Below are 23,074 nucleotides of genomic sequence, written 5' to 3'. Positions count from 1 at the left end.
GTCCTCGTCGTCACTCGTCCACCCCGGCAGCCGTCGATCGTCGCCTCACCGTATCGACCCGCGGAAGGCCCCGTAAGGCCCCAAGAGGGGCTCGTGGCAGCCCACTTCGGGCTGCTTCGAGCGTCGCGCGACAGCGGGTCGACCGATGCGGTCATGGCGCCTCCAGCAGGTCTCCGGTCCCGGGCAGGGGCCGGCGCGGGTCGTCGTAGAACAGGGCGATCCCATGGGCCCAGTAGGTCTCCGGCCTGCCCTCGCGCAGACCGGCCCGCAGGGCGTGCACCAGTTCGGGGAGACGGTCCGCGCCGCCCGCTCCCGCCACCGTGTCGCCGGCTCTTCGGTGGAACTCGCCGCAGACCGCTTCGGACTCCCCGCGCCAGCGCCGCCACAGGGCCACGCCGTATCCGCCGTGCACGATCCGCACGAGCGCGACCGGGTCGTCCTCGAAACGGTGGTCGCCGTAGCGGCAGAGCACGGGAACGGTCTTGTGCGGCAGGCCGCGCAACGACTCCGCCGCCGGCACGGGTACCCGCAACCCGTCCTCGCAGTCGAGGACCTCGGCCTGCGCGCCGTGCTCGTGGATCCACCGCCAGCGGGCCTCCCGCTCGCGCCGCTCCTCGTCGGCGGGGACCGTCTTCCCGGCCCGGGCGGCCGCGTCGGCGGGTTCGGGAAACTGTTCCCGGTCGGCGCAGCGCACGACGACGGGCCGGTGGGCGCCGAGCGGCACGTCCTCCGGCCCCGGCTTCCAGGCGTCGACGTCGAGTCCGAGCAGCAGATGGGGCAGTGCCACCTGGAGGTCGGCGGGCCGTCCGGGTTCGTCGCACTGGCGGAAGGCCTCCGTCAGGGGCGCCGCGAGAACGGCCGGAAGCTCCTCCAGCAGGGTGCGTTCGCCGTCACGCAGCCGCACCACCTCGCCGGTCGGCCGGCCCACCGAGACGTGCCAGTCGCAGCGGCCCGGCTCCCAGCCCAGTTGCTCCAGTTCGAGCAGGACGAAGAGACGGGGCGCACGGCCGGCACCGTGCGCGGTGGCGTGCGCCGCCTCTGCTTCCGCCGCCGAGGGGCCGCGGGGTGCCAACTGGAGCCGCTCGATCCACTGTTGACCGAGCCGGCGCCGGTACGCGGGGCCCGGACGGCCCTCGGCGGTCTGCCGCACCCACTCCCACAGCGCCCGTTCGGCGGCCCGGGTGCCCGGTGTGACGAAGGGGCGTTCGGCGGACATCGCCCGCATGGCGTAGTCGAGGACGAGGTCGAGGGCGGAGTCCTGGCGCGAGCTCTCGTACAGTGCCCCGAGTCCGTCGCGCCAGCCGCGCGGAGCCGGATGCGGGATCGCCGCCTGGTCGCCCAGGAGGGATTCGAGCAGGCCGAGCAGGGCGCGGGTGCTGGCCGGCGGCGGCAGATCGGCGAGCCTGCCGAGCAGCTGGGTCCGCTCCTCGGGGCTGAGGGCGCGGCCGGGCCGGGCGCCGAGCTGGTTCTGGACGTCGGCCCAGGTGCTGCGGTCGGTCTCCGGGTGGCGCTGGCGGTCCCGGTGGTAGCGGTCGTGGGCGTGGAAGACGGCGTGGTACGGATCGTCGTGCTCGGCGGCCGCCTCCTCGGCCGGCACCGGCAGGGACCGTAACTGCTCGATCCCCGTGCAGGTGCCGCCGAGCCCCCGGTCCGTGCGCGACTTGAGGACTCCGACGACCTCGCCGCGTACGGGGTCGACGACCGGCCCGCCCGAGACGCCGGGCGGCAGCACGTCGCCGCCGAGGCGGATCTGCTCGTCGTCGGACCAGCCGCCGAGCGTGCCCTGGACCGTGCAGGTGCCGCTCAGCCGGCGCAGCTCCCCGCCGACCACGGACCAGCCGGAGTACAGGACGACGGCCTCCTCGTAGTAGGCGGCCGGGCGTTCGGTGACGTACGCGCAGTCGTGGTCCACCGGCTCACGCAGCCGTACCAGGGCGAGGTCGGGGGACGGCCAGGTGCCGCGTGCCGGAGGCCCGACGCCGTCCGGGAGGACCGTCGCGACCTCGCCGGTGACGGCGGACGTACCGCGGCCCGGACCCCTCTCGTACACCACCCGCACCTCGTTCCCCTCCCCGCTCCGGACCACATGCGCGCAGGTCAGAACCCAGTTCGGAGCGATGAAGAAGCCGCTCCCGAGGAACGTGCCGGGTTCGTCGAGGGCATACCCGGGGGCCACGCGATGGATGCGCACGGTGGCGGCCATGACGAGATCACGCAGCGCACGGTGAGCGTTCCCGGGGCCGCCCGGTGCGCCCGGGGCGTGCCCGTCCGTCATGCTCCGCCCCCGCCGGAGGGGTCGGTGGCTCCGCCGTGCGCCGGGGCGCCGGGAGACGCGCCCGCGTGCGGGGCGGCGGCCCCGTCCGTCTCCAGGTCCGGCGGAGCTCCGTTCCAGGTGAGCGTCACGGTGATGCCCGCCTTGGCCTCGCCGTCCGCGAGCAGGCCGACCACCTTGCCGGCCTTCGCCGTCAGCTCGATGCCGAACTCGACGCTGACCTCGTCGGGCCGCACCGCGCGCAGCGGGGCGGCGAGCGAGCGCGCGACGCCGGTGATCACCGCGTGCAGGCTCTCGACCTGTGCCTCGACGCGCTCCGCGAAGCCGACGTCCGTCAGCGACAGCTCGCCGCCGGGATCCTCCAGCTCGTCGGCCCCCGAGATCCGGGCCCACACCGGTGTTCCGTCGGGCATCTCGATCCGTGCGATACGCGTGACCGCGTCACTCATGGCATCCCCCGTTCCCCACGCCCCCGTGGTTCCAGCCGACCTTGCAGGCTAGCGGCCGGGGCCCGCGCACGACAGGGGCCCTCCGCCGGCTCCTCGCCCCCGCCTATCCTTTTCCCAGCGTTCCCCTTCCCTTTCACCGACGGAGCACCATCCATGTACTTCACCGACCGCGGCATCGAGGAACTTGAGAAACGGCGCGGCGAGGAAGAGGTCACCTTCGAGTGGCTCGCCGAGCAGTTGCGTACGTTCGTCGACCTCAACCCGGACTTCGAGGTACCGGTGGAGCGGCTGGCGACCTGGCTGGCCCGACTGGACGACGAGGACGAGGACGACGAGTAGGAGCGCGCCCTCAGCGCGCCGCTCCCCGGGCGGCGGCCGTCAGTCGTAGGCGCGCAGGTGGTCGTACGCCAGGCCGAGGGCACCGCGGAGCGTCAGGACCGCGCCGACGACGATCCAGCCGCCGCTGTGGCGCCTGATCCCCCAGGCCGTGAGCGGGAGGCCGACGGCGAGCTGGACCGCGGCGAGGGTGCGGGCCCTCGGGCCGCGCAGCCAGGGCCCGAGACCGCCGCTCTCCACGACGTCGAGTTCGGCGCCCACGGCGGCACGCCAGCCGGTCCACTCGATCTGCTCGGCGTCCGGCCGGATCCGTACCGCGTCACGGAGCCGTTCCACGGGTTCCCCGGGGTCGATCCCGGCCGGGAGGAGCACCCCCGCGCGGGTGAGGACGGCGAGCAGCCCGCTCACGCGCGCGTGAGCGTCGGCCGCCGGGTCGGGCTGCGTCAGCGGCTCCAGGAGCTGCATGTCGAGCACCGGGTCGAGGCCCAGACGGGCGGCGAAGGTGCGCATCGCCTCGTCCTCGCCGACCGGGGTGCCGTTCGCCAGCCATTCGTAGCCCACGGTGCGACGGAAACCCGAGGCCAGGGTGAACCCGCTGCGGTCGGTGTCCCACCACAGCGCGAGGACGGGCCAGGGCGCGCCGACGGCGAGCGCCGCGGCCCAGCCGGTGAGCACGCGGTCGACGGGTTCCGCGCCGTCCTGCCAGGGCTTGCCCTCGGGGACCAGCACGCTCCATTCGGGACCCGCCCCGGAGAGCAGCATCCGCTCGCGCAGCAGCTGGACGGCGGGACCGACCGACTCCGGACGGGCCCGGCACAGCAGCAGGGCGCCGGGAGCCGGACGGTCGTCCCTGGACGCGCCGGAGGGAGTCGACATAGCCCCACTTTAGGGCGAATTGCCCACTTCGATGCACCAATGATCCCCAGAACGGGTGTCTTGACTTTCGATATCCGCGATATATCGTGAATACGAGAGACGCGATATGGCGTGTCGAGCTCGGACTCGCACGAGGGTCCGGTCCGTTCGAGGAGGTCTGCACCATGTCCGAGTGGTCCGTGACAGCGCCGAAGAAGCTTTCCTTCGACGGCCCAGTGCAGACGCTGCACGTGCGCATCGTCAACGGAACAGTGAACGTCGTGGGGACCGACGAGGGTTCCGCCCGGCTGGAGGTGTCCGAGCTGGACGGCCCCCCGCTCCAGGTGACCCAGGAGGGCGGCACGCTCACGGTTGCCTACGAGGACCTTCCCTGGAAGGGCTTCCTGAAGTGGCTCGACCGCAAGGGCTGGCGCCGCGCGGCCGTCGTCTCGCTCGCCGTCCCGACGCACACCCACGTCGAGGTGGGCGTGGTCGGCGCCGCCGCCGTGGTCTCGGGGACGGACGGGCGGGTCCAGGTGAAGGGCGTCACCGGCGACACCACGCTCGTCCGCGTCTCCGGCCCCGTGCGCGTGGAGACCGTCTCGGGGAACCTGGAGGCCCAGGCCGTCACCGGCGACCTCCACTTCAACTCGGTCTCCGGCGACCTGACGGTGGTCGAGGGCTCCGGCACCTCCGTGCGGGCCGAGTCGGTGAGCGGCTCGATGATCGTGGACCTCGACGCCACGGGCGCGCCGACCGACGTCCGGCTGTCGAACGTCTCGGGCGAGATCGCCATCCGGCTCCCCCACCCGGCGGACGCCGAGGTGGAGGCGAACACCGCGAGCGGCAGCGTCTCCAGCGCGTTCGAGGACCTGCGGGTCAACGGCCAGTGGGGCGCCAAGAAGATCACCGGCCGCCTCGGCGCGGGCAACGGCAGGCTGCGGGCGATGACCGTCTCGGGCTCGATCGCCCTGCTGCGCAGGCCCCCGACGGAGGACGAGCCGTACGAGGAGGCCCCCGGCCCCCGGGACGCGGCGCCCTCGACCGGCCCGGAAACGACCGCGGGACCGACTTCGGACACGACCGCGGGCGGCACGGCGGACAACGCGACGGAGGGCCCGACGGGTGGCCCGGCGGACGCCTCGACGGACGGCTCGACGGACGGCACCGTAAGCGACTCCGCGACCGCCGCCGCTGACGCCACCGCCGCCGCTGACGCCACCGCGACCGCCACGGCTGACGACACCCCGACCGCCACGCCGGGCGACGATGCCACCGAGGGCCGGCCGGCCGGCTCCTCGACCGACAAGAAGGTGCTCTGACATGGCCCCCGTCTTCGCCCACGGCCGACTGCGCCTTTACCTCCTCAAGCTGCTGGACGAGGCCCCGCGCCACGGCTACGAGGTGATCCGCCTCCTGGAGGAGCGCTTCCAGGGCCTGTACGCGCCCTCGGCGGGCACCGTCTACCCCCGGCTGGCGAAACTGGAGGCCGAGGGACTCGTCACGCACACCTCCGAGGGTGGCCGCAAGGTGTACGCGATCACCGACGCGGGCCGCGCCGAACTGGCCGACCGCAGCGGCGAGCTGGCCGATCTGGAGCTGGAGATCCGCGAGTCGGTCGCGGAGCTCGCGGCGGAGATCCGCGCGGACGTCCGGGGCGCCGCCGGCGACCTGCGCCGCGAGATGCGTGCGGCGGCCACCGAGGCACGCCACGGTTCCAGGGGTGGCACCCGGCCGGTCCAGCAGGACGATCCGGCGGGCGGGTCCGGCGGCCCCGACGACTTCCAGGACAGGGAGTCGTGGCGGGCGGCGAAGGAGGAGATGCGGCGCGTCCGTCAGGAGTGGAAGGAACAGGCCCGCCGCGCGAAGGACGAGAGCCGTCGCGCCCGCGACGAGGCGCAGCGCGCCCGCCGTCAGGCCAAGGAGGCCCAGGAGAAGGCCCGCGCGCAGGCTCAGGAGGAGATGCAGCGCATGGCCAAGCGCGTCCAGGACCAGGTCCAGGACCACTTCGCTCGCGGGGACTGGCCGACGGGCGTGCGCGAGGGGCTGACCGAACTGGCCAAGGAGTTCGGCGACTTCGGGAAGAACTTCGGCAAGGACCTGGGGAAGGACCTCGGCAAGGAGTTCGGCTTCGGTCGCCCGCCGTCCGGAGCGCCCGTGGATCCGGAGTTCTCGACGACGCCGGAGGACTTCCCCGCCGAGTACGAACCTGCCTGGGCCCACGAGGACTCCACGGGCAACCCCGCCCGGGACCTGGACCGTCTGCTGGACCGCTTCCGGGACGACATCCGGGACGCGTCCCGCGACCACGGTGTCACCGAGGACCAACTCGGCGACATCCGACGCCACTTGTCCACAGCGGCGGCCCACATCGGCTCGACGCTGCGCAGCAGGCGGCCGTAGATCCCCTGGCCACCCTCGCCTCCCCGGCCCTTCTCACGGGCGCCGGGGTGACCGGGCGGGCGGGAGCACACACGGCCCCGCCCGCCCGGTCACCCCGGCTGTCACCGACCGGCGTCGGGCACGGGCTCACCCCGCTTCGGCCGCACCGCCCTCGCCGGCCGCCCCGGAATCGCCGTACAGCACGCGTGTCACCGACTCGTGGGTGACGCCGTGGTCGGCCAGCACCTCGGCGGCGACCCCACCCCGCAGGGTGATCGCCAGCAGCAGGTGCTCGTCCCCGATGTGCCGGTCCCGTCGCGCGGCAGCGATCCGCAGGGCTCGTACGAGCACGTCCTTCGCCCCCTGTCCGAAGGGCCGACGGCGGACCCGTCTGCCGTTGCCGCCCCGGCCGCCCGACTCCAGGGCCCCTTCTCCGTGGGCCTCCTCGATCCGGGAGACGATCTCGGACAGGTCGATACCGAGACCCGAGAGGGCATCCGCGTCGGCGCGCGAGAGTCCGCCCCTGCGCCGCGCCTCGGCGAGGTCCCGCTCCAGCGACTCCCGGATCCCGGACGCCCCGAGGGAGGTCAGCGCGAAGGAACCCCGGCTGCCCTCCCGGTCCAGGAGGCCCAGCAGCATGTGCTCCTCCTCGACCGTCTCGGCGCCCACCCGCCCGGAGTGCGACACCGCGCCCTCGACCACGGCACGCGCATCCTTCGTGAAGCGTTCGAACATCACTGCCTCCCGTGCTTCTTGTGCACTGCCTGCCTGCTCACGCCGAGTTCCGCGGCGATCTCCTGCCACGACCAGCCCTGCTGGCGCGCACTGCGCACCTGTACCGCCTCCAACTGCTCCAGCAGCCTCCGCAGCGCGGAGACCGCCCGCAGCCCGATCCGCGGATCGCGATCACCCGCGCGCTCGGCAAGATCCGTTGCTTCGGTCATGATGTCAACTTACGTTGACACTTCGTTTCTGTCAATCAAAATTGACACCGCCGGGACGCACCCTCACCCGCACACGCACCCACCGCACACGCGAAACGGCGGGCCCGGAAACCCGGACCCGCCGCGACAACCCTCTGGAACAGCTCTCTGTCAGCTCGCCGTCAGCACGATCTTGCCGAACAGATCGCCGGACTCCAGCCGCTCGAACCCCTCACGGGCCCGGTCGAGCGGCAGCACCTCGTCCACGACGGGCCGCACCCCGGTGGCCGCGCAGAAGGCCAGCAGGTCTTCCAGCTCGTCCTTCGTGCCCATGGTGGAGCCGACCACCTTGAGTTCGAGGAAGAAGATCCGCGTCAGCTCGGCGTGCGAGGGCCGGTCACCGCTGGTGGCGCCCGAGATGACGACGGTGCCGCCGGGACGCAGCGACTTGACCGAGTGCGACCAGGTGGCGGCGCCGACCGTCTCGATGACCGCGTCGACCCGCTGCGGCAGCCGCGCCCCGGACTCCAGCGCCTCGACGGCGCCGAGTTCGAGCGCCCGCTTGCGCTTGGCCTCGTCACGGCTGGTGGCGAAGACCCGCAGCCCGGCGGCCTTGCCGAGCACGATCGCGGCGGTGGCCACGCCCCCGCCCGCGCCCTGCACGAGCACGGAGTCACCGGGTCGTACCCCGGCGTTGGTGAACAGCATGCGGTACGCCGTCAGCCAGGCCGTCGGCAGGCAGGCGGCCTCCGCGAAGGACAGTTCCTTGGGCTTCGGCAGCACGTTCCACGTCGGCACGGAGACCTGCTCGGCGAAGGTGCCCTGGTAGCGCTCGGTGAGGATGGACCGGGGCTCGTCGGGGCCGACCCCGTGCCCGCTCTGGCCGATGACGGAGTGCAGGACGACCTCGTTGCCGTCCTCGTCGATTCCGGCGGCGTCGCAGCCGAGGATCATCGGCAGCTTGTCCTCGGCGAGGCCGACACCGCGCAGCGACCACAGATCATGATGATTGAGGGAGGCGGCCCGTACGTTCACGGTCGTCCAGCCCGGCCTCTGTCCGGGGGCCGGGCGCTCCCCCAACTCCAGGCCGTTCAGCGGCTGGTCACGGTCGATTCGGGCGGCGTAGGCAGCGAACATGACCTTGACGATAGGCTCCGCCCCCGGCCTGGGGAACCGCCTCCCCGTGTGACACGCGTCCCGCGGCACCCCTGGCGCAAGCCCCATCGGGCGCCACCCGTCCCTCGCCCCCCTCCGCCCCCTCGGACAAAAAGACGGCCCCGCCGGGAGGAAACCATCCCGGCGGGGCCCAGCAGGACACCACGTCAGCGGCGGGCGACGCCCTCCGCGCGGGCGGCGGCGGCCACCGCGGCCGTCACCGCCGGAGCCACCCGCTCGTCGAACGGCGAGGGGATGACGTAGTCCGCGGCGAGGTCGTCCCCGACCACCGCGGCCAGCGCGTCGGCGGCGGCGATCTTCATGCCCTCGGTGATCCGGGAGGCCCGGACCTGGAGAGCGCCGGCGAAGATCCCCGGGAAGGCCAGCACGTTGTTGATCTGGTTCGGGAAGTCCGACCGCCCGGTCGCGACGACGGCCGCGTACTTGTGGGCGATGTCGGGGTGCACCTCGGGGTTCGGGTTGGCCATCGCGAAGACGAAGGCCCCCTTGGCCATGGAGGCGACCGCCGGCTCGGGAACCGTACCGCCGGAGACGCCGATGAAGACGTCGGCGCCCGCGAGCGCCTCTTCAAGCGAACCGGAGATCCCCGCCTTGTTGGTGATCTCCGCGAGCTCGCGCTTGACGTCCGTCAGGTCGTCCCGGTCACGGGACACGACGCCCTTGCGGTCGGCGACCGCGACATCGCCGAGGCCGGCCTCCAGCAGGAACTTGGCGATGGCGATCCCGGCCGCGCCCGCTCCGGAGATCACCGCGCGCAGGTCGCCGAGCGAGCGCCCGGTGAGCCGGGCGGCGTTCCGCAGGGCCGCGAGGGTGACGACCGCGGTCCCGTGCTGGTCGTCGTGGAAGACGGGGATGTCCAGTCGCTCCTGGAGCTTGCGCTCGATCTCGAAGCACCGCGGTGCCGAGATGTCCTCCAGATTGACGCCGCCGAACGAGGGAGCGAGCCGGACCACCGTCTCGACGATCTCGTCGACGCCCGTGCAGGCGAGCGCGATCGGCACCGCGTCCACACCGCCGAACTGCTTGAACAGGATGGCCTTGCCCTCCATGACGGGGAGCGAGGCCTCCGGGCCGATGTCACCGAGCCCGAGCACTGCCGTCCCGTCGGTCACCACAGCGACCACGGACGACTTCCACGTGTAGTCGTGGACGAGTTCCGGCTGCTCGGCGATCGCGCTGCACACCTTCGCGACGCCGGGCGTGTAAGCCAGGGACAGGTCGTCCTTGTCGCGGATGGGCACAGTGGCTTGCACAGCCATCTTGCCGCCGCGGTGCAGCGCGAAAGCCGGGTCGAAGGCATCGAGGGGCTCGGCCCCGCCTTCGTGATCCGTACTGCTGTCGCTGCGAGGATTGACGATCTCCGCTGCCACTTTGTTTTACCCCTTAAGTCTTCATTGTTTGAGGGTGACCACTCCTGGTTGAGGGGTGGGCGGGCACCGCGCAGGCCCTGCCGCCGTGGTTGCGTACGGGCCGCTGCGCGACGGGCGCGCCGCACACGCGCCCTGAGCCCCGGATGAGGGGTGTAAAGAACCTTCTTACCGGACGGACGGGGCCGAGGACGAGTCGATAGAGCCAAGATCACACGGCGGTGAGATGACTCATGCCTGGATTCATTGACACGTCCGGACATGTCCTCGTTCGGACGTGAGTGCCGCGTAGCGGTCTTCCGCCGCCTGCGATGCACCGAAGATCTTCCGGCCGGAAGGAAGGATTCCCGCACATGATCCGGCCGCACCTGAACACCCGGTGACGGTTCGGGGGTCACCCGTTATCCGATTTTGACATGGCGGGCACCATGAATCGCGCAGTCCGAATGGCAAGATGCCGTCATTACACGAGGTCGCGACACTCGAAGGTGTGTGTTTCCGTCGACCTATCGGCTACTCCCTGATCCGCCGGAGGAACCCTCATGACCGCACGCACCACCCGTCGTACCACCGCCCGGTCCCGGATAGCAGCGGTCGGTGCGATCGCGGTCGCCGGCGCCCTGATCCTCACCGGCTGCGGTGACCAGACCAAGAACGACTCGAGCGACTCGTCCGCGAACACCAGCTCGGCGCCGCTGGCCGACAAGCTGCCCAAGGCCATCCGTGACGCGGGCGTCATCAAGGTCGGTTCGGACATCGCCTACGCGCCCGTCGAGTTCAAGGACAGCTCCGGCAAGGTCGTCGGCATCGACCCCGACCTGGCCGCGGCGATGGGCAAGCAGCTCGGGGTGAAGTTCGACTTCCAGAACGGCACCTTCGACACGCTGCTCACGGGCCTGCGCTCCAAGCGGTACGACATGGCGATGTCCGCCATGACGGACACCAAGGACCGCCAGGAGGGCATCGACTCGGACACCGGCAAGAAGGTCGGCGAGGGTGTCGACTTCGTCGACTACTTCACCGCCGGTGTGTCCATCTACACCCCCAAGGGCAAGACGCAGGACATCAAGACCTGGGCCGACCTGTGCGGCAAGAAGATCGCGGTGCAGCGCGGCACGGTCTCGGAGGACCTCGCCAAGTCCGAGTCCAAGAAGTGCACGGGCGGCAAGAAGATCGCCATCGAGGCGTACGACAACGACCAGCAGGCCCAGACCCGGCTGCGCGGCGGTGGCGCCGACGCCGGTTCCTCGGACTTCCCGGTCGCCGCGTACGCGGTGAAGACCTCGGGCGGCGGCAAGGACTTCGAGATCGTCGGCGACCAGGTCGAGGCGGCGCCGTACGGCATCGCGGTCGCCAAGTCCAACACGCAGCTGCGTGACGCCCTTCAGGCCGCGCTGGACGCCATCATCAAGAACGGCGAGTACGACAAGGTCATCGCGAAGTGGGGCGTCGACGCCGGCGCCGTCAAGACGGCCGTGGTCAACGGCGGCAAGTGACCGCGGAACCGAGCGGGCACTGAAAGGCAACAACTCCCGTGACTGTTGACATCGACAAGACGGCGGGCCCGGAGGACACTCCCCCGGCCGGACCGGAAGCCATCAGGGCGATCCCGGTCCGGCACTACGGGCGGTACGTCTCCGCGGTCATCGCGATCGCGCTCCTGGTCTCCGTGATCTACGCGTTCTCGCAGGGCCAGATCAACTGGGGAGCCATCCCCGACTACTTCTTCGACCAGCGCGTCATCGACGGCGTCCTCAAGACGCTGCTGCTGACAGCCCTCTCGATGGTGATCGGCATCGGCGGCGGCATCCTGCTCGCCGTGATGCGGCTGTCGAAGAACCCGGTGACCTCGTCCATCGCGTGGTTCTACATCTGGTTCTTCCGCGGTACTCCGGTCCTCGTGCAGCTGGTGGTCTGGTTCAACCTGGGCCTGGTGTTCACGTACATCAACCTCGGTCCGATCTACAAGGACTACTGGTCCAGCTTCATGACGCCGCTGCTGACGGCGCTGCTCGGCCTGGGGCTGAACGAGGCCGCGTACATGGCCGAGATCTGCCGGGCCGGTCTCCTCTCGGTCGACGAGGGCCAGACCGAGGCCTCGCAGGCCCTGGGCATGAGCCACAGCAAGACCCTGATGCGGATCGTCATCCCTCAGGCCATGCGGGTGATCGTGCCCCCCACGGGCAACGAAGTCATCAACATGCTGAAGACGACCTCGCTGGTCGCCGTGATCCAGTACTCCGAGCTGTTCCGCGTGACCCAGGACATCGGCCAGACCTCGGGCGCCCCGGTCGAGATGCTGTTCCTCGCCGCCGCCTGGTACCTGCTGCTGACCTCGGTGTTCAGCGTCGGCCAGTACTACCTGGAGCGGTACTACGCCCGGGGCAGCAGCCGCAGCCTCCCGGCCACGCCGTTCCAGAAGATCAAGGCCAACATGCTGTCGCTGGGCAGTCCGAGGGGAGGCAAGGGATGACCGCCAACGTGAGCAAGGCTGACTCCGCCACGGCGATGGTCAAGTCCGAGGGCGTCCACAAGTCCTTCGGCCCCGTCGAGGTCCTCAAGGGCATCGACCTGGAGGTGAAGTCCGGCGAGGTGTTCTGCCTCATCGGCCCCTCCGGCTCCGGCAAGTCCACGTTCCTCAGGTGCATCAACCACCTGGAGAAGGTCACCGCCGGTCGCCTGTACGTCGACGGGGAGCTCGTCGGCTACCGCCAGAAGGGCGACAAGCTCTACGAGCTCAAGGACAGCGAAGTCGCTCTGAAGCGCCGTGACATCGGCATGGTCTTCCAGCGCTTCAACCTGTTCCCGCACATGACGGCCGTCGAGAACATCATGGAAGCGCCGATCCAGGTGAAGGGCGCCAAGAAGTCGGACGCCCGGGACCGCGCGCTGGAGCTGCTCGAACGCGTCGGCCTGTCCGACAAGGCGAAGAACTACCCTTCGCAGCTCTCCGGCGGCCAGCAGCAGCGTGTGGCCATCGCCCGCGCGCTGGCGATGGACCCGAAGCTGATGCTCTTCGACGAGCCGACCTCGGCCCTGGACCCGGAGCTGGTCGGTGACGTCCTCGACGTCATGCGCGACCTCGCCGAGTCCGGTATGACGATGGTCGTCGTCACGCACGAGATGGGCTTCGCCCGTGAGGTCGGCGACAGCCTGGTCTTCATGGACGGCGGTGTGGTGGTCGAGTCCGGCAACCCGCGCGACGTCCTGACGGACCCGCAGCACGAGCGCACGAAGTCGTTCCTGTCGAAGGTCCTCTGACCAGGACCCCGGCACCGCGGAACGCGGGAACAAGGGGCGGTACGGGTCTCCCGTACCGCCCCTTCCTCATGCCCCGTCCCCGTCTCCCGGAGACCCGGAACGCTGCCGTCGGACAGCTTCCGCGCCGTGCGGCCGACGCGCCCGTCACTCCACCAGGGCCCGCGCGTGGCCTACTTGACCGCGAGCACCAGCGCGTCCGAGGGGGAGCGCCACACCGGGCGGGCCTCGCCGAAGCCCTGTTCGCGCAGCACGCGCGCGTGCCAGTCGGCGGAGGGGGTGTCCCCGTCTGCGTGCTCGCCGTAGATCTCGAAGCGGCGGGCGGTGGGGCCGGCGAGGACCGGGTCCTGGGCGGCCACCTCCCACCATTCGGCCCAGTCGAGGGCGCCGTCCTTCTTGGCCCGCTCCATGCGGGCGTGCCGCTGGGCGCGGTCGGCGGCGTTGATCCGGGGTGTCGTCTCGTCGATCATGTGGTCGGCGTTCATGAACACACCGCCGTCGCGGACGAGTCCGGCGATCTGGCCGTAGAGGACGGTGAGGGGTTCGCTGTGCAGCCAGTGCAGGGCCGTTGCGGTCAGGACGGCGTCGTACGTGTCGTACGGCAGCCGCTCGCGCCAGCGGGGGTCCTTGAGGTCGGCGGTGACGAGGGAGACCCGGTCGTCGCCGGCGAAGGTGCCCTCCGCGATGGCGAGGAGGGCGGGGTCGAGGTCGACGCCGGTGCTGGTGGCTCCGGGGAGGCGGGCGAGCAGCCGGGCGGTGATGGTGCCGGTCCCGCAGGCGAGGTCGAGGACGCGGGGCGCGGGTCCGGTGAGCGCCTCGGTCATGTCGAGCATCACCCGGAAGCGGTCCTCGCGGTCCGGCATGTACCACTCCTGCTGCCGGTCCCAGCTCCGCTGCCAGGCATGCCAGTCGGTTCCGGTGCCGATGGCCATGAAAGCCCCTCCTCCAGTCGACCACGTAATACCCTGTAAGGGCGATCAGCTGTTACCTGACCACCGTCACGACGATAGAGCGCCTCCGTAAGGACTACAAGTGGAACTGGCCTATTACTCGGATTACGCCGTCCGCCTCGTCAACACCGAGGAGCCGGCCCGGGGCAAGGACTCGCTGACCTCCGTCGAGGCCGTCCGTGACCTGTTCGGGGGCAACGCCTCGGCGGCCCGCCGCGCCGCGGAGGCCGACGTCACCCGCTTCCGCTCCGTACGGGGACGGCTGCGCGCGGTCTTCGAGGCGGCGGCCGGCGGCGAGGAGACGCTCGCCGTGGACCTGCTGAACTCCCTGCTCCTCGAATTCCCGGTGAGCCCGCAGATCTCGGGGCACGACCACCGTGACGACGACGGCCGCCCGCTGTGGCACATGCACCTGGCGGACCACCCGTCGAACGCGACCGCGGGCTACGCGGCGATCGCGGCGATGGGCCTCGCCTTCCACCTGACCGAGTACGGCGTCGACCGTCTCGGCCTGTGCGAGGCCGCCCCGTGCCGCAACGCCTTCCTGGACACCTCCACCAACCGCTCCCGGCGCTACTGCTCGGACCGCTGCGCGACCCGCGCCAACGTCGCCGCCTACCGCGCCCGCAAGCGCCTGGAGGCGGACCGGACGGGAAGTACCGGCCTGGCGGCCACCAGTACCCAGCGGACGACGGCGAACGGCGACCTCTGACCCGCTTTCGGCGGCCGGAAGCGGAACCGCACCTTCCCGAGGACGAGTTCCTCGGGGACGGTTCCGTAGTCGGTGCTGTCCCCGCCCGCGAACGCGTTGTCCCCGAGCACCCACCAGCCGCCCTCACGCCGTGCCGCGATCCGCTTCACGACGAGCAGGTCCTGCTGGAACGGATGCCGCAGGACGACGACGTCGCCCGGCCCCACCCTCGCCCCCCACTGAACGACGAGCCGATCCCCGTGCTGGAGTGTGGGCACCATCGAAGGGCCCGTCACCTCCGCCGCCCCGAACGGCAGCAGAGCCTTCCCCCGCTCGGTCTCCTGCGACAGCTCCGGCATCACCGGCACCTCCCCGGTCCTATCCTCCACCAGTCCCAGTTTCACCCCGGACTTTTGTCCTAAGCCCATGGGGGCACTCGCGAAATACCCTCTCCCACGGAGTAATGTCCCACCTGAGAAGACGATCACGAGGAAGGACAGCTCAATGCTCTCCCGCCTGTTTGCCCCCAAGGTCAAGGTCAGCGCGCACTGCGACCTGCCCTGCGGCGTGTACGACCCGGCCCAGGCCCGCATCGAGGCGGAGTCGGTCAAGGCCGTTCAGGACAAGATGGCCGGCAACGACGACCCGCACTTCCAGGCTCGCGCCACCGTCATCAAGGAGCAGCGCGCCGAGCTCGCCAAGCACCACGTGTCGGTGCTCTGGAGCGACTACTTCAAGCCCCCGCACTTCGAGAAGTACCCGGAGCTGCACCAGCTGGTCAACGACACCCTCAAGGCCCTCTCGGCCGCGAAGGCGTCCACCGACCCGGCGACGGGCCAGAAGGCGCTGGACTACATCGCCCAGATCGACAAGATCTTCTGGGAGACCAAGAAGGCCTGACCTTCGTCCGGGCCGTCCGGGCCGCGTCCGCGCGGGTCGCGTCGCCCACCTGTCCGCACCCGGTCCGCGGGGCGCCGTTCTCGGCGGCCCGACGGTCCGGGTGCGTACTGCTTTCCGGGGCCGTGGGTTCCGGGGTGGCGGGTTCGGGGGCGGTGGGTTCGGGAGGCGGTGGGCGCCCTCGATCACACGGGAAGCTGGCGCATCTCGATCACCCGCAGGCCCAGGGCCTGGAACCGGGTGAGCAGTCCGTAGAGATGGGCGTCGTCGATCACGGTGCCGAAGAACAGGGTCTGCTCCTTCGTACGAACCCTGTCGAGCTCGGAGAAGGCCGAGGCGAGCGTGTCCGAAACAATGCCGGCGATGCGGAATTCGTAGCGCATACGAGCACTTCCCTCGGGGCCGGGGCGCGGGGTCCGCTGCGATGCCCTGCCATCGTCGGCCGCCCGAACCGATGTGGCATCCCCCGGTGCGGGCGACATCCGCCCGCCTCGGAACCCTCCCGCTCACACTCTCGCCACTCCACCTTCCACCCGTACCCCGGCGCTTCGCCCTCCGGGCGACGAAAAAGGCCGGAAAAAAGGGTGATCGGGCCCTCGCCGCACGGGGGCTCACCTTCGGCGGGTGATGCGGGTGGCCGCGCGGGCGGCGAACCTGGGGAGGCGGGTCCGCGTTCCGGCGGCCCCCCGGGACCGCCTCGGAGGATGTCCGATGAACGCTCTCGCGGCAGCCGGCCGGGGCACCTCCGTCCGCACCGGCCATGTCGCGTTCCGCCGTCGCCGGTGGTGGCGCGCGGGCCTCCTCCAACTGCTGTTCGTCGCCGTGGGACTGGGCCTCGGCCTCCTCGTCCCGGAGTTCACCCGCGGGCCCGTGCTGCCGTCCCGCCAGGTGGCCGAGATGCTGCTCGCGACGGGCTTCGGAGTGCTCGGCGCGGCCACCGTCATCTTCTCCGTGCTGTTCCTGGTGGTGCAGTGGGCGGCCACCACCTTCACCCCGCGGCTCACCCTTTTCCGGGACGCGCCGATCGTGTGGCGGACGTTCGCCTTCGCCGTCGGACTGACCGTCTTCTGTGCCACCGCGGCCCTGACCATCGCCAACCGGGACGAGGTCTCGTTGGTCGTGCCGATCAGCGCGGGCGTGCTGCTGCTCCTGCTGCTGACGCTGCTGCGTGCCCTCCTGCTGCGGGCCGTCGCCGCGATCCAGCTGGCCCCGGTGCTCGGCTCCATCACGGAACGGGGCCGGCACAACCTCGACGTGCTGTATCCGGGCACCCGGGAAGACCCGGGAGACCCGGCCGGTCCGGGTGGGCCGTGTTCGGCGGTCCGCTGGCCGAAGGGCGGCGCGGTGCTGCAACGCGTGGACGAGGACCTGCTGGCGGGCGCGGCACGGGCGGCGGACGCGGTCGTCGTGCTCCGGGTGGCCCCCGGCACCACCGTGCAGCAAGGCACGACCGTCGCCGAGGTGTACGGCGGTGAGCTGGCCGCCTCCGCCGTACTGCGCGGCCTGGAGACCGGTACCGAACGCGTCTTCGACCAGGACCCCGGACTCGCCTTCCGGCTGCTCGCCGACATCGCGCTCAGGGCGCTGTCCCCGGCGGTCAACGACCCCGCCACGGCGGTCCAGGCCCTGGACGCCGTGGAGGATCTGCTGCGCATGCCGGTCCCGGCGCGGGCCCGGCCCCGCCAGGTCGCCGACCGCGCGGGCGGCCTTCGCGTGGTCGTCCCGCTGCCGGGCTGGGAGGACTTCCTGCGGACCGCCGTCGACGAGGTGATCCCGGCTGCCCGGAACTCCCCGATGGTGCTGATCCGGCTCCGGACCCTCCTGGAGGACCTGTGCCGGGCGGGCCGCGCCGGGGCGCCCCTCACCAGGCGGCTGACCTGGGTGAACGAGGAACTCGACGCCCGGTTCCCCCACCTCCGGGACGCCCTCGCGGAGGAGCACGACGAGGGCCGGGAGCGAGACGGGAGCGAGGACCGCGGGGAGCGCGGTGGGAGCGGGACACCTCAGAACAACGGCTGAGCGGCCCGCCGGGGCCGGTGCCCGTGGCGGGCGGTGAGGAGCCCTTGGGGGCCGATCCGCGAGCTCACCCGCGAAGGGTGATCCGCCGGGGCGGGGGGTGACCGCACTCTGGAGCCGAAGCAAGACGTCACGCGTCAGAGAGGGCATCGCTCATGGCCTGCATCCAGCGACAGATCCGGCCCGTGCCGGGTGTGCCGTGCCTCGGGCCCGTCCGCCACGGCGAGAAGGAGCCCCCGCCGGTCCTTCGCGTCACCGTGGTCCCCGGGACCCTCGCGGCGCACGCCGTCGATGCGGCCACCGTCGCCCCCGGACGACGCCGCGAACGTCGTACCGATCACGTCGAGCACACCGGACGGCGTCGTCACGGCACGTCCCGTGTGTCCGGGGGGTCCCGCTCGCCCCCGCCTTCGAGCGTCTGTCCGCCGGCGGACACCGCGGCACCGTCACCGTCCGCCGCACCACCGCGCTCCGCGCACCGACCCGCCAGGCCCTGCTGACCGGCCGCGACCCCCGCCGGCCGGGCCCGGGCGGAATCCCCGAGATCGCCACCCGGCGCCCGGCGACAGTTGCGATCCGCCCGAGACCCAGGCAACGCCAGCGGAGATGTCGCACAACCGACAGGAGTTCGACCATGAACGGCTCGACGCTCAATCTGGCAGCGGACTACCCCCTGCTGAACGTCTTCTGGACCACGATGTGGTTCTTCCTCTGGATCCTCTGGTTCATGCTGCTCTTCCGCGTCATCGGGGACATCTTCCGCGACGACGCGCTGAGTGGCTGGGGCAAGTCGGGCTGGTGCGTCTTCGTCGTCATCCTGCCCTTCCTGGGCATCTTCGTGTACCTGATCGCACGGGGCCGCGGAATGGGTGAGCGCGAGATGAAGCGCATCCAGAAGAACCAGGAAGACATGAATTCCTACATCCGCGAGACCGCCGGCACCACCGGCAAGGCCGACGAACTGGCGAAGCTCGCGGACCTCAAGAACCACGGCCACATCACGGCCGAGGAGTTCGAGAAGGCCAAGGCGAAGGTCCTCGCCGCCTGACGGCACGGACACCCTCGCGCACGCACGACCACCGCCGTCCCCCGGGCCAGTGATCCCCCGGGGGGCGGCGGTCCGTGTGCCATTCTGGGACCGTGGCGAATTCCCGACCGCTCGAAGACCTGGTCCGGCTGCGGCAGGCACGCGACCGGATGAACCGCGAGTACGCCGAGCCGTGGGACATGGCCACGCTCGCGCGCACCGCGCTGATGTCACCCGGACACTTCCAGCGGAGTTTCCGGGAGGCGTTCGGCGAGACGCCGTACACCTATCTGATGACCCGCCGGATCGAGCGCGCGAAGGCCCTGCTGCGGCGCGGCGACCTGACGGTGACCGAGGTGTGCTTCGCGGTGGGCTGCACCTCGCTGGGCTCGTTCAGCTCGCGGTTCACGGAACTGGTGGGCGAGACCCCGAGCGCGTACCGGGCCCGCCCGCACGACCACGGCGCCCCCATTCCCTCCTGCGTGGCCCGCCGGCTCACCCGTCCGGCCCGCCACCGCAACCCGGAGGCGGAACCGGGGACGCGGCTCTGAGGGCTGTCCTCTCCGCGTCCGGCCGGCGTCGTCCGAACCGCACGCTCTAGGTTGGACGCATGGATCTGAAACTGTCCCAGTGCTTCATCTCCGTCGACGACCACGACAAGGCGCTCGCCTTCTACCGTGACGTGCTGGGCCTGGAGGTCCGGGGTGACGTCGGGTTCGAGGGCATGCGCTGGGTCACCGTCGGCTCGCCGCTCCAGCCGGATGTGGAGATCGTCCTGGAGCCCCCGGGGGCGGACCCGGACGCCTCTCCCGCGGACAAGCAGGCCATGGCCGAACTGCTGGCCAAGGGGATGCTGCGCGGAGTGATCTTCTCGACGACCGACTGCGACGAGCTCTTCGAGCGGGTCCGCGCCTCGGGCGCCGACGTCGTCCAGGAGCCCGAGGACCAGCCGTACGGCCTGCGGGACTGTGCCTTCCGCGACCCGGCGGGCAACCTCCTGCGCTTCGCGGAGAAGCGCGCCGCCCGCTGACCGGCACGCCCCTGGGCCTGCCCGGCACCCTTCGGGGCCCGGGGACCGGCCGTCGTTCCCGGGTGACGGCGGGCCCCGGCCGGGGGCGACGGGGGGCCGTGATCACGGGGGAGGGACACTACGTCCGTGTTCCGCGGGCAGGACCGGCCCGCGGGACGAACCGTCCGAACGCTTCGAGGAGCCACCCGTGCCGTCCGCGCGCCCCCGCGTCCTGTTCGTCAGCGACCTGGCCTATCCGGCCAAGGGGCGGCGGTACTGCGACGAGGACATCTCCCTGACCTCGCGGCTGCGCGAGGACTTCGACATCGCCGTGTGCCACCCGCTGGACGCGGCCGCGCTGATGACCGGCTTCGACGCCGTGGTCGTCCGCAACAGCGGGCCCGTCCTGCACTACCAGGCCGCCTACGACGCGTTCCGCGAACGGGCGCTCGCGGAGGGCGTCCGCGTCTACAACCAGCTCTCCGGCAAGGGGGACATGGCCGGCAAGGGCTACCTCCTGGAGCTGACGGCGGCCGGATTCCCCGTCATCCCGACCGTCGACCGCGCACAGGATCTGGACCTGCTGCCCGAGGCCGCCATGTACGTGGTGAAGCCGAGGCAGGGAGCGGACTCCATCGGCCTGGAGTTCGTTTCGCCCGAGGAACTCGCCGCCCTGCCGTTCGGCGACATCCTCGTCCAGCCGCGCGTCGATTTCCGCTACGAGGTGTCGTTCTACTTCGTCGACCACACCCTCCAGTACGCCCTGTACGCGCCCGACCCGGACCGGCGCTGGGCCCTGGAGCCGTACGAACCGACCGACGAGGACCGGGAGTTCGCGCAGCGGTTCATCGAGTGGAACGACATCGCGTACGGCATCCAGCGCGTGGACGCCTGCCGGGCACCCGGCGGCGAGCTGCTCCTCGTCGAGCTGGAGGACCTCAACCCGTATCTCTCCCTGGACGTCCTCTCCCCCGAGACCCGCGACGCCTTCGTGGCGCGGATGAAGACGTCGCTGCGCGCCCTGATCGCCCAGGAGGCGGCATGAACCGTACGGACGGCGGGGCGGGCAGGACCCTGGTGACCACGAGGCCGGTCATCCGGTGGACCCACGTCTTCGTCGACCGGCCCGTGGGGGAACTCGGACGGGCCCTCGCCTTCTGGACGGCGGTCACCGGCACGACGCTGTCCGAACCCCGCGGTGACCAGGGCGAGTTCGTGACGCTGCTGCCCGGCGAGGGGGACGCGTGCGTGAAGGCCCAGGGGGTCGGGGACGGCGTCGGGGGCGCGCACCTCGACCTGTCCGTGGAGGACGTACCGGCGCTGGTGGAGTGGGCGCTGCGGCTGGGTGCCACGGTCGTCGCGGATCATGACGGATGGGCCGTACTGCGCTCCCCCGGCGGGCAGTTGTTCTGCGCGGTGCCGTGGAACGGGGAATCCGCGCGGCCGCCGGTGACCGAGGGACCGGACGGGGCGACGAGCCGGCTGGACCAGGTGAGCATCGACCTGGCGCCGGGTGTGTACGAGGCCGAGACCGGGTTCTGGAGCGAGCTCACCGGGTGGGAGTCCCTCCCCGGAGCGCTCCCCGGGTTCCATCTGGTCAGGCCGCCCGCCGGGCTGCCGCTGCGCGTCCTGTTGCAGCGTCTCGGTACCGGACGTCCCACCTCGGCCCACCTGGACCTCGCCTGCTCGGACGTCGACGCGGTCCGTGCCCACCACGAGGCCCTGGGCGCGACGGCGGTCGGCCGGGGTGCGCGCTGGACGGTGATGCGGGACCCCGTCGGCGGCACCTACTGCCTGACCGGCCGCGATCCCGCGACGGGCAGCCTCCCCTAGGAGCGGCACGCCCCTCGGGGCCGGCCCGGCACGCCCCCTCGGATCAGGACCGAGCCGCGGCGCCCTGGTCCCAGACCTCCACGTCCACGACCGCGTCCACCGCGATCGGCCCGTAGACGTGCGGGAATTCCTCCCCGCCGGGGTCCATCGCCTCGAAGCGGACCGGTGCCGTGAGCCGTTCGGCGTCGACCACGAGGACCACGAGCTCGTCGTCCCCGGTGTAGGAGCCGTACAGCGTGGCGGCCACGGCGGGCAGCTGGCGGCGCAGCGAGCAGTGGATGAAGCCCTCCTCCTGGAGGGTCCGGCCGCGGGTGGATCTCTCGAAGGTGCCCGCCGCGCGGGCCGCGTCCCACAGGGAACGCTCGGTCAGATGCAGCAGAGGTTCGGACATGCCGGCAACGCTACGCACCCAGCCGGGCCGCCCGCACCTCCAAATAGCGGCGCTCGGGCAGGCTGAGGGTCTTGGCCGCCGCCGACGCGTAGGCCTCCCGCGCCGCGTCGGGGTCGCCCGCGCGCTCCAGCAGATGGCCACGGACCGCGTCCAGCCGGTGCCCGGCCGCCGACTCGTCCTCCAGCCGGTCGAGTTCGGCGAGGGCGGCACGCGGCCCGTGCACCATGGCCACGGCGACCGCGCGGTTGAGGCGTTCGACGGGACCCGGGACGCGGCGGACGAGGAGGTCGTACAGACCGAGGATCTCGGTCCAGTCCGTCGCCTCCGCCGACGGCGCCTCGTCGTGGACCGCGGCGATCGCGGCGCGGAGCGCGTAGGGGCCCGCCGGTCCCAGCGCCAGCGCCTCGGTCACCAGCTTCACGCCCTCCTCGATCGCCGCGCCGTCCCAGCGGGTGCGGTCCTGCTCGTCGAGCGGGACGAGTTCTCCGTGCGGCCCGGTCCGCGCCGCGCGCCGGGCGTCGGTGAGCAGCATCAGCGCGAGCAGTCCGGTCACCTCGCCGTCCTCCGGCAGCAGTTGCCGGACGGTGCGGGTCAACCGGGCGGCCTCATGGGTGAGTTCGACGCGCTGGAGCGCCGGGCCGGAGGTCGCCGTGTAGCCCTCGTTGAAGATCAGGTAGAGCGTGTGCAGGACGGCGGGGAGCCGTTCCTCCCAGTGGTCGGGGCGGCCGAGACCGACGCCCCGTATCCGCTGCTTGGCCCGGCTGATCCGCTGCGCCATGGTCGCCTCGGGCACCAGGTACGCCCGCGCGATCTCCGCCGTGGTCAGGCCGCCGACCGCGCGCAGGGTGAGGGCGATCTGCGCGGCCGGGGACAGCGCGGGATGGCAGCACAGGAAGAGGAGGGAGAGGGTGTCGTCCAGCGACGGGGCGCGGTCCGAGCCCGGCGGCGGCGCGGTGAAGGCGTCCCGCGGCGTCAGCGCCGCGGCCTTCTCCTCCCGCAGCCGCCGCGCCTCCTCCGCGCGCAGGGCGTCGACCAGCCGGCGCGAGGCGACCTTGATCAGCCATCCGCGCGGGTTGTCCGGCAGACCCCTCTCGGGCCATTGCCCGGCGGCGGCGAGCAGGGCCTCCTGTGTCGCGTCCTCGGCCGCGTCGAAGTGCCCGTAGCGGCGGACGAGCGCGCCGAGGACCTGCGGCGCGTGGCGGCGCAGCAGGTCCTCGACCTCAGTCGTGTCCCTCATCCCGC

27 protein-coding genes are annotated in these 23,074 nt (G+C 71.7%); 14 read left to right on the top strand and 13 right to left on the bottom strand.

Annotated elements, in window-relative coordinates; all coding sequences use genetic code 11:
• Positions 1 to 151: 151 nt before the first annotated feature.
• Positions 152 to 2,275, bottom strand: coding sequence for a trypsin-like peptidase domain-containing protein (locus ACF07B_RS25710; protein ID WP_392180663.1), 2,124 nt, complete (start codon positions 2,273 to 2,275; stop codon positions 152 to 154).
• The gene (locus ACF07B_RS25705) at positions 2,272 to 2,721 is read right to left on the bottom strand and encodes a CU044_2847 family protein (RefSeq protein ID WP_362398802.1); all 450 of its coding nucleotides are present in this window, start codon (positions 2,719 to 2,721) and stop codon (positions 2,272 to 2,274) included. Before ACF07B_RS25705 ends, ACF07B_RS25710 begins: the two co-directional genes overlap by 4 nt.
• A gap of 153 nt (positions 2,722 to 2,874) precedes the next feature.
• On the opposite strand from ACF07B_RS25705, the gene ACF07B_RS25700 reads away from it, so the two are divergent.
• A complete protein-coding gene (locus tag ACF07B_RS25700; protein ID WP_007266501.1) occupies positions 2,875 to 3,060 on the top strand; it encodes a DUF6104 family protein in 186 nt (61 codons plus the stop codon).
• 39 nt (positions 3,061 to 3,099) lie between these two features.
• On the opposite strand, the gene ACF07B_RS25695 is transcribed toward ACF07B_RS25700, so the two are convergent.
• Positions 3,100 to 3,933, bottom strand: a complete 834-nt coding sequence (locus ACF07B_RS25695) for a hypothetical protein (RefSeq protein ID WP_392180662.1) — start codon at positions 3,931 to 3,933, stop codon at positions 3,100 to 3,102.
• 164 nt (positions 3,934 to 4,097) lie between these two features.
• On the opposite strand from ACF07B_RS25695, the gene ACF07B_RS25690 reads away from it, so the two are divergent.
• Both ACF07B_RS25690 and ACF07B_RS25685 read left to right on the top strand, forming a co-directional pair.
• A complete protein-coding gene (locus ACF07B_RS25690) occupies positions 4,098 to 5,234 on the top strand; it encodes a DUF4097 domain-containing protein (RefSeq protein WP_392180661.1) in 1,137 nt (378 codons plus the stop codon).
• Between the two features lies 1 nt (position 5,235).
• Positions 5,236 to 6,315, top strand: a complete 1,080-nt coding sequence (locus ACF07B_RS25685; RefSeq protein WP_392180660.1) for a helix-turn-helix transcriptional regulator — start codon at positions 5,236 to 5,238, stop codon at positions 6,313 to 6,315.
• A gap of 126 nt (positions 6,316 to 6,441) precedes the next feature.
• Here ACF07B_RS25685 and ACF07B_RS25680 read toward each other — a convergent pair whose 3' ends face one another.
• The 4 genes from ACF07B_RS25680 to ACF07B_RS25665 form a co-directional block, all read right to left on the bottom strand.
• On the bottom strand, positions 6,442 to 7,029 hold the full coding sequence (locus tag ACF07B_RS25680) for a Clp protease N-terminal domain-containing protein (protein WP_369484307.1): 588 nt from the start codon (positions 7,027 to 7,029) through the stop codon (positions 6,442 to 6,444).
• A complete protein-coding gene (locus tag ACF07B_RS25675; RefSeq protein WP_362403060.1) occupies positions 7,029 to 7,238 on the bottom strand; it encodes a helix-turn-helix domain-containing protein in 210 nt (69 codons plus the stop codon). The genes ACF07B_RS25680 and ACF07B_RS25675 overlap by 1 nt, the downstream gene beginning before the upstream one ends.
• A 150-nt stretch (positions 7,239 to 7,388) precedes the next feature.
• Positions 7,389 to 8,354 (bottom strand): zinc-binding dehydrogenase, encoded by a 966-nt coding sequence (locus ACF07B_RS25670; protein WP_328448325.1) that lies wholly within the window; start codon positions 8,352 to 8,354, stop codon positions 7,389 to 7,391.
• 185 nt (positions 8,355 to 8,539) lie between these two features.
• Positions 8,540 to 9,763: an NADP-dependent malic enzyme gene (locus ACF07B_RS25665; protein WP_326785563.1), complete on the bottom strand. Its 1,224-nt coding sequence runs from the start codon at positions 9,761 to 9,763 to the stop codon at positions 8,540 to 8,542.
• A gap of 539 nt (positions 9,764 to 10,302) precedes the next feature.
• Here ACF07B_RS25665 and ACF07B_RS25660 point away from each other — a divergent pair.
• The 3 genes from ACF07B_RS25660 to ACF07B_RS25650 are packed head-to-tail and all read left to right on the top strand — an operon-like array spanning position 10,303 to position 13,021.
• Positions 10,303 to 11,256 (top strand): ABC transporter substrate-binding protein, encoded by a 954-nt coding sequence (locus ACF07B_RS25660; RefSeq protein ID WP_392180659.1) that lies wholly within the window; start codon positions 10,303 to 10,305, stop codon positions 11,254 to 11,256.
• 38 nt (positions 11,257 to 11,294) lie between these two features.
• Positions 11,295 to 12,233, top strand: a complete 939-nt coding sequence (locus ACF07B_RS25655; RefSeq protein ID WP_369484309.1) for an amino acid ABC transporter permease — start codon at positions 11,295 to 11,297, stop codon at positions 12,231 to 12,233.
• The gene (locus ACF07B_RS25650; protein ID WP_369484310.1) at positions 12,230 to 13,021 is read left to right on the top strand and encodes an amino acid ABC transporter ATP-binding protein; all 792 of its coding nucleotides are present in this window, start codon (positions 12,230 to 12,232) and stop codon (positions 13,019 to 13,021) included. The genes ACF07B_RS25655 and ACF07B_RS25650 overlap by 4 nt, the downstream gene beginning before the upstream one ends.
• A gap of 170 nt (positions 13,022 to 13,191) precedes the next feature.
• On the opposite strand, the gene ACF07B_RS25645 is transcribed toward ACF07B_RS25650, so the two are convergent.
• On the bottom strand, positions 13,192 to 13,950 hold the full coding sequence (locus ACF07B_RS25645; protein ID WP_392180658.1) for a class I SAM-dependent methyltransferase: 759 nt from the start codon (positions 13,948 to 13,950) through the stop codon (positions 13,192 to 13,194).
• Positions 13,951 to 14,050: 100 nt separating this feature from the next.
• Here ACF07B_RS25645 and ACF07B_RS25640 point away from each other — a divergent pair, with 100 nt between their 5' ends.
• Complete coding sequence (locus tag ACF07B_RS25640) at positions 14,051 to 14,680, top strand: ABATE domain-containing protein (protein ID WP_369484312.1); 630 nt, start codon at positions 14,051 to 14,053, stop codon at positions 14,678 to 14,680.
• On the opposite strand, the gene sodX is transcribed toward ACF07B_RS25640, so the two are convergent.
• Complete coding sequence (gene sodX, locus ACF07B_RS25635; protein ID WP_392180657.1) at positions 14,584 to 15,018, bottom strand: nickel-type superoxide dismutase maturation protease; 435 nt, start codon at positions 15,016 to 15,018, stop codon at positions 14,584 to 14,586. The two genes, ACF07B_RS25640 and sodX, sit on opposite strands and share 97 nt — an antisense overlap.
• 145 nt (positions 15,019 to 15,163) lie before the next feature.
• Between sodX and sodN the strand changes: the two genes are divergently transcribed.
• Positions 15,164 to 15,559 carry a superoxide dismutase, Ni gene (gene sodN, locus ACF07B_RS25630; RefSeq protein WP_053662116.1) on the top strand — a complete coding sequence of 132 codons (396 nt, stop codon included), beginning with the start codon at positions 15,164 to 15,166 and terminating at the stop codon, positions 15,557 to 15,559.
• Positions 15,560 to 15,741: 182 nt separating this feature from the next.
• Here the strand turns inward: sodN and ACF07B_RS25625 are convergent, their stop codons facing one another.
• Positions 15,742 to 15,939, bottom strand: coding sequence for a hypothetical protein (locus ACF07B_RS25625; RefSeq protein ID WP_326785570.1), 198 nt, complete (start codon positions 15,937 to 15,939; stop codon positions 15,742 to 15,744).
• 328 nt (positions 15,940 to 16,267) lie between these two features.
• Here ACF07B_RS25625 and ACF07B_RS25620 point away from each other — a divergent pair, with 328 nt between their 5' ends.
• Positions 16,268 to 17,575: a DUF2254 family protein gene (locus ACF07B_RS25620; RefSeq protein ID WP_392180656.1), complete on the top strand. Its 1,308-nt coding sequence runs from the start codon at positions 16,268 to 16,270 to the stop codon at positions 17,573 to 17,575.
• A gap of 134 nt (positions 17,576 to 17,709) precedes the next feature.
• On the opposite strand, the gene ACF07B_RS25615 is transcribed toward ACF07B_RS25620, so the two are convergent.
• Positions 17,710 to 17,940: a hypothetical protein gene (locus tag ACF07B_RS25615; protein ID WP_392180655.1), complete on the bottom strand. Its 231-nt coding sequence runs from the start codon at positions 17,938 to 17,940 to the stop codon at positions 17,710 to 17,712.
• Positions 17,941 to 18,206: 266 nt separating this feature from the next.
• On the opposite strand from ACF07B_RS25615, the gene ACF07B_RS25610 reads away from it, so the two are divergent.
• From ACF07B_RS25610 to ACF07B_RS25590, 5 genes are all read left to right on the top strand, one after another.
• The gene (locus tag ACF07B_RS25610; RefSeq protein ID WP_392180654.1) at positions 18,207 to 18,620 is read left to right on the top strand and encodes an SHOCT domain-containing protein; all 414 of its coding nucleotides are present in this window, start codon (positions 18,207 to 18,209) and stop codon (positions 18,618 to 18,620) included.
• A 149-nt stretch (positions 18,621 to 18,769) separates the two neighbouring features.
• Complete coding sequence (locus ACF07B_RS25605; protein ID WP_326790800.1) at positions 18,770 to 19,150, top strand: helix-turn-helix transcriptional regulator; 381 nt, start codon at positions 18,770 to 18,772, stop codon at positions 19,148 to 19,150.
• Positions 19,151 to 19,209: 59 nt separating this feature from the next.
• Entirely contained in the window at positions 19,210 to 19,629 is a 420-nt protein-coding gene (locus ACF07B_RS25600; RefSeq protein ID WP_329301610.1) for a VOC family protein, read from the top strand.
• Between the two features lie 187 nt (positions 19,630 to 19,816).
• On the top strand, positions 19,817 to 20,653 hold the full coding sequence (locus ACF07B_RS25595) for a hypothetical protein (protein WP_392180653.1): 837 nt from the start codon (positions 19,817 to 19,819) through the stop codon (positions 20,651 to 20,653).
• Entirely contained in the window at positions 20,650 to 21,441 is a 792-nt protein-coding gene (locus ACF07B_RS25590; RefSeq protein ID WP_392180652.1) for a VOC family protein, read from the top strand. Before ACF07B_RS25595 ends, ACF07B_RS25590 begins: the two co-directional genes overlap by 4 nt.
• A gap of 43 nt (positions 21,442 to 21,484) precedes the next feature.
• On the opposite strand, the gene ACF07B_RS25585 is transcribed toward ACF07B_RS25590, so the two are convergent.
• Together ACF07B_RS25585 and ACF07B_RS25580 are read right to left on the bottom strand one after the other, a co-directional pair.
• Entirely contained in the window at positions 21,485 to 21,832 is a 348-nt protein-coding gene (locus ACF07B_RS25585) for a DUF952 domain-containing protein (RefSeq protein WP_392180651.1), read from the bottom strand.
• Between the two features lie 10 nt (positions 21,833 to 21,842).
• Positions 21,843 to 23,069: an RNA polymerase sigma factor gene (locus ACF07B_RS25580; RefSeq protein WP_392180650.1), complete on the bottom strand. Its 1,227-nt coding sequence runs from the start codon at positions 23,067 to 23,069 to the stop codon at positions 21,843 to 21,845.
• Between the last annotated feature and the right edge of the window lie 5 nt (positions 23,070 to 23,074).

Source organism: Streptomyces sp. NPDC015532 (genome assembly GCF_043078065.1).
Taxonomy (GTDB): Bacteria; Actinomycetota; Actinomycetes; order Streptomycetales; family Streptomycetaceae; genus Streptomyces.
This window is presented reverse-complemented; position numbering and strand designations above follow the sequence as displayed.